The following is a 3,178-nucleotide window of genomic DNA, read 5'->3' as shown; positions in this document are numbered from 1 at the left end:
GTTAATATCTGATTGGAGGGTAGATCGTCTAGCGCTTAATTTGGGTATCGTTAACTTCCGTAAGGCATCCCTTGGCCAACCCCACCCGCTGTAAGCAAATCGAGAAGGTGAAATAGAACGCATCGTCTACGGCAAGGTACCCGCGCGTTGTTTTTCTAGCAATAGGGCATTTGCCCTATATTTCCATCGGGAGGGCGGGCGTAACACTATCCTCGCGGTGCAGTTACACTATGAGCCACGAAATTTGCTAATGGGTAGACGGCTTTGTTTGCCTTCTACTTAGTATGGGAAAAGCTAGTGCTGACAAGATAACTCTCCACCCCCAAAGTAAAGAATTATCGAGCCCACTAGCTTTTCACCAAAAAGCAGTTATTTTTGATAGTAGCTAATAGATAGTCAAAAATAATGCTACCTATCTGCTCACTAAATACTCACAACAACTTTAAAACCTACTTAATATGAATCATGACAAAGAACGTTCGGCCAATGCCTCCCGCCGATCATTTATTAAACAAAGTGCTGTAGCTTCTTCTTTCTTTCTAGTCCCCCGGAATGTACTGGGGGGTGTGGGCTACATCGCTCCCAGCGATCAACTTAACCTCGCGGCGATTGGTGCCGGAGGAAAAGGAGCTAGCGATATCAATCACGCCTCGGTGAAAGGCCAAGAAAGAGTAGTCGCTTTGTGCGACGTAGATTTTGCCGGATCAGCCAAAGCATCGGTAGAGCGATTTCCCAAAGCTAAGCTTTATGCCGACTACCGGGAGATGCTAGACGCTGAATCGGATATTGATGCGGTCACTATTTCTACTCCCGACCACGTACACGGCCCCGCGGCGGCTTACGCCATGGAACGAGGCATTCATGTGTACGTGCAAAAACCGATGACCCATAACATTCGCGAAGCGCGGATGCTAACCGAGATGGCCCGAGAAAAGAAAATCGTAAGTCAAATGGGCAACCAGGGTGGTTCTAACCCACTGCTGGGCATGGTGCAAAAGTGGGTAGATTCCGGCAAGCTGGGTGAAATTTCTAAAGTACAAGTATGGACGAACCGTCCGGTGTGGCCCCAGGGCGGTGAAATGCCCGAACCGGATGCCAGCGCAAAACCCGATGATTTGCACTGGAACCTGTGGTTAGGCCCCGCAGAAGAGCGTCCGTTCACGCCTAATTTACATCCATTCAATTGGCGGGGCTGGTGGGACTACGGCACCGGGGCACTGGGCGACGTAGGCTGCCATCTGATCGATATTCCCTTCCGAACATTGGGCTTAAAATACCCAACGGATGCAGAGTGTAGTGTGAGCTCGGTATTTAGTCAGATGTGGACGCCCGACTATCACCCGAAGGGCTGCCCCCCCTCTTCCTTTATCACCCTTCATTTTGATGAAACCGAAAAAAGTAAATCTCCGATTGAAATGACTTGGAGCGACGGTGGCATCCGCCCTTCCCATCCAGAAATTATTCCGGCGGATCATGACATTGGTGGGGCCAATAGTGCCAACGGAGTATTGATTATGGGTGAAAAAGGATTGATTTCAACCAACATTAACGATAGCTCTCCCCTCATGCCTAAGCTGTACCTCAACGATGGCACTACCGAGTTTGGTCCCGAAACCGAAGATAACGAAGAACCAGAGTACGGTCACCAACGAAAGTGGGTAGATGCCTGTAAAGCCGGATTTGATAGCCCCGAACACCAAGGGCTCACTTCTTCCTTCGACTACGCAGGCCCTATGACCGAAACGGTGCTGATGGGTAACTTGGCCATTCGCAGCTACATGCTTCGCAAAGGTGAAGGTAGAAAAGTAGAATACTACGGTCGCAAAAAACTACTATGGGATGGCGAAAATATGAAAATCACCAATCTAAAAGATGCTAACCAGTTTGTAGGCCGAGATTACCGCGATGGCTGGGAGGTTTAGTTAAGTCTTCTTTTAGAATAATTTTTGGAGGATTAGTCGGTAGAAGATTATACGGTTAGATCCTAATAGCTTCTGCAAGAAAGTCGACGGTAATTATCAGCTTGAACAATGGAAATAGAATGGGGAGGCAACTCGACGGTTCGGTTGCTCACTTCTTGCTGTTTGCTTGTCACGCTTTCCCAGCCGTTGATGGGGTGCGACAAATCGGCCCAGAAGGAGGTAACCGCCCCCTGGGGTAGCCCGGCGGGCCACGCCGCGTGCTGCACTTCGTAGCCAAAGTTCACGAGCAGTAGCGTTTTGCGGTGGTCGCCGTCCTCAAAGGTCCATCCCTGTACGGAGGCTACGGTGGCCCCCCGGTCATCCCGCAAGAGAGGCACTCCTTCCATGACCAGCGGAGCGGCTTGGGTTGCATCCTTGGTCACCCTGGCCAACAAACTCGTGGCGATGCCCCCGGCGGTTAGCGTATTGGGTACCGAGGCTACCTTCTGCCCCGCGAGGTGCGAAAAATTAGCGGTGTCAGTGTGAATCTGCCCGAAGAGTTGCCCGACCAAATTATGAACGCTGGTAAGCGTCACCGGACTGTTTAGAAACTCCAGGTAGTACATCGTAAGCACAAGGGCATGGCTCCAACTGTGCAATACCACCGAGCGGTCGTCGCGCATGTTAAACTCCGTTGCCCAGATAGGCATCCCAGGCGGCAGCTTCATCTTTCGATAGGTCTGCGCACTTTGTTGGGTGGTGGTGAGCAGATTGGCCAGGGCGGCGGGGTCCTGTAGCTGCTTCCGTTCCCACACCTGCCGCGCTTCCGGGGCAACAGGACCTTGGCGGGTAGCGGTGCTGCGATCACCGGTGCCCTCGGTGCCCGCGGTAATCCGCTTCCTTTCTCGCCGACCATCCAGTCCGGAAGGACTGTACTGGTGAAACGTGACTGCGTCGGCGTTGTCGCAGTGCCGCAGCACGCGCCGGGTCCAGTCGATCTGTCGATCGTGGCGGGTCAGGTAACTGCCCACCACCGCACACTGCGCGGCCGGAAACTCTGCTTTGATAGCCGCAATCCAGCGCTGACAGCTATCCCCGTAAATCTCCGGAGTAGGATACTTCTGATTCGGCAACGGAAGGTTGAAGTATAGTTCGTTGCCCAGCTCCACGTACTTGATAGGCATGCCCAGTGCTTTTGTTTTCCGCAGGTTGCGCAGCGCGTGCTCCAGGTCTTTGCTAAGCATGTTAAGCATAAACACCGGCACTGTACCAGTGCG

General features: G+C 52.4%; 2 protein-coding genes. One reads left to right on the top strand and one right to left on the bottom strand.

Features of this window, described 5'->3' with window-relative positions; all coding sequences use genetic code 11:
• Positions 1-458 precede the first annotated feature (458 nt).
• Positions 459-1,922, top strand: a complete 1,464-nt coding sequence (locus WBA23_RS14935) for a Gfo/Idh/MocA family protein (protein ID WP_424583081.1) — start codon at positions 459-461, stop codon at positions 1,920-1,922.
• A 62-nt stretch (positions 1,923-1,984) separates the two neighbouring features.
• Here WBA23_RS14935 and WBA23_RS14930 read toward each other — a convergent pair whose 3' ends face one another.
• A complete protein-coding gene (locus tag WBA23_RS14930) occupies positions 1,985-2,629 on the bottom strand; it encodes a hypothetical protein (protein ID WP_424583080.1) in 645 nt (214 codons plus the stop codon).
• Positions 2,630-3,178: the final 549 nt, after the last annotated feature.

The sequence above is a fragment of the Tunicatimonas sp. genome (genome assembly GCF_049647865.1).
Classification (GTDB): Bacteria; Bacteroidota; Bacteroidia; order Cytophagales; family Cyclobacteriaceae; genus Tunicatimonas.
The sequence above is the reverse complement of the archived record's forward strand: the minus strand, read 5'-3'. Positions and strand labels throughout refer to the sequence as shown.

What these genes read in the sequence shown, in the direction of transcription:
- WBA23_RS14935 (WP_424583081.1), top strand. Translation starts at nt 459, where the DNA reads ATGAATCATGACAAAGAACGTTCGGCCAATGCCTCCCGCCGATCATTT.
- WBA23_RS14930 (WP_424583080.1), bottom strand. Translation starts at nt 2,629, where the DNA reads ATGAAGCTGCCGCCTGGGATGCCTATCTGGGCAACGGAGTTTAACATG.